The sequence below is a fragment of the Robinsoniella sp. genome (assembly GCF_034124845.1).
Window position 1 is genome coordinate 1 of record NZ_JAWYAJ010000564.1, and the last position, 1,528, is coordinate 1,528.

The following is a 1,528-nucleotide window of genomic DNA, read 5'->3' on the forward strand; positions in this document are numbered from 1 at the left end:
GGTACTGATGGATATTGCCAACCAATGCGGCGGTCTTGTGATCGGTACCGGAGATATGTCCGAACTGGCGCTTGGATGGGCAACTTACAATGGGGATCATATGTCCATGTACGGAGTCAATGCTTCCGTTCCCAAGACCCTGGTAAGGCACCTGGTACGCTACTATGCGGATACCTGCGGCGATGAAGTATTAAGCCGGACACTTTTGGATGTACTGGATACCCCGGTAAGCCCGGAACTACTGCCGCCAAAGGATGGAGAAATTTCCCAGAAGACAGAAGATCTGGTGGGACCTTATGAGCTGCATGATTTTTTCCTGTATTATATACTGCGGTTTGGATATGAACCGGCTAAAATATTTAGAATTGCGAAAAAAGCATTTGCAGGCAGTTACGATGAGGAAATGATATTAAAGTGGATGAAAACCTTTTACCGCAGATTCTTCTCACAGCAGTTTAAGCGCTCCTGTCTTCCGGACGGACCAAAAGTGGGATCGGTTGCGGTGTCCCCCAGAGGGGATCTGAGAATGCCAAGCGATGCCAGCGCCAGAATCTGGCTGGAAAATCTGGACCATCTTTCATAATTGGAACAGGGAAAGAATGATCCAAAACCGGATGTAAGCTGGTTTATTTTAGAAAGTATAAGAGGTAGACGGAGGGCGGATTTTGTCCCTCCGTTTATTTGTTTTTATCTGCGCAAGTAGTGTTGCACTGCATAAGGGGGATACGTAGTGTCCGCCATCAGCGGGCACCAATTTTACATAAGAATATAAAATTTTTATGATATCCGCCATTAGGGGTTGCGTTAATTATTTAACAATGCTATAATAGGAAACGAATCAAGTACATATTAAAGCCTGCTTGAAATTTCAGGCACACAGCTGTCAGAAATCAATTTTCAAACACGCTCTAATCTAATTTAAATATAATGGAGGACTATCGTATGAACAGATTTACATTACCAAGAGATTTATACTGGGGAAAAGGTTCCCTTGAATTTTTAAAACAATTGGACGGAAAGAAAGCAATCCTGGTTCTGGGCGGCGGTTCTATGAAGAAATTCGGATTCGTTGACAAAGTAACTTCTTACTTAAAAGAAGCAGGAATAGAAGTAAAATTATTTGAAAATGTTGAGCCGGACCCATCTGTTGAAACTGTAATGAAGGGCGCGGCAGCAATGAGAGAATTTGAACCGGACTGGATTATTGCAATGGGCGGTGGTTCTCCAATCGACGCAGCAAAAGCAATGTGGGTATTCTACGAATATCCGGATACTACATTTGAAGCAATTATCCAGCCATTTTCTTTCCCGACTTTAAGACAGAAAGCAAAATTCCTGGCGATTCCTTCCACATCCGGAACAGCTACTGAGGTTACTGCATTCTCCGTTATTACAGATTATGCAAAAGGTATCAAATATCCGCTGGCTGATTTCAATATCACACCGGACGTAGCGATCGTGGATCCTGAATTAGCAGAAACAATGCCGGCACATTTAACAGCATATACAGGTATGGACGCTTTAACAC

1 protein-coding gene and 1 pseudogene are annotated in these 1,528 nt (G+C 43.2%); both read left to right on the top strand.

What is annotated here, in order from left to right:
• Positions 1-583, top strand: a pseudogene (locus ACH2DQ_RS27935) (NAD(+) synthase); the annotation flags it as partial.
• Between the two features lie 359 nt (positions 584-942).
• A partial coding sequence (locus ACH2DQ_RS27940; RefSeq protein WP_395028728.1) for an iron-containing alcohol dehydrogenase occupies positions 943-1,528 on the top strand: 586 nt, incomplete at its 3' end.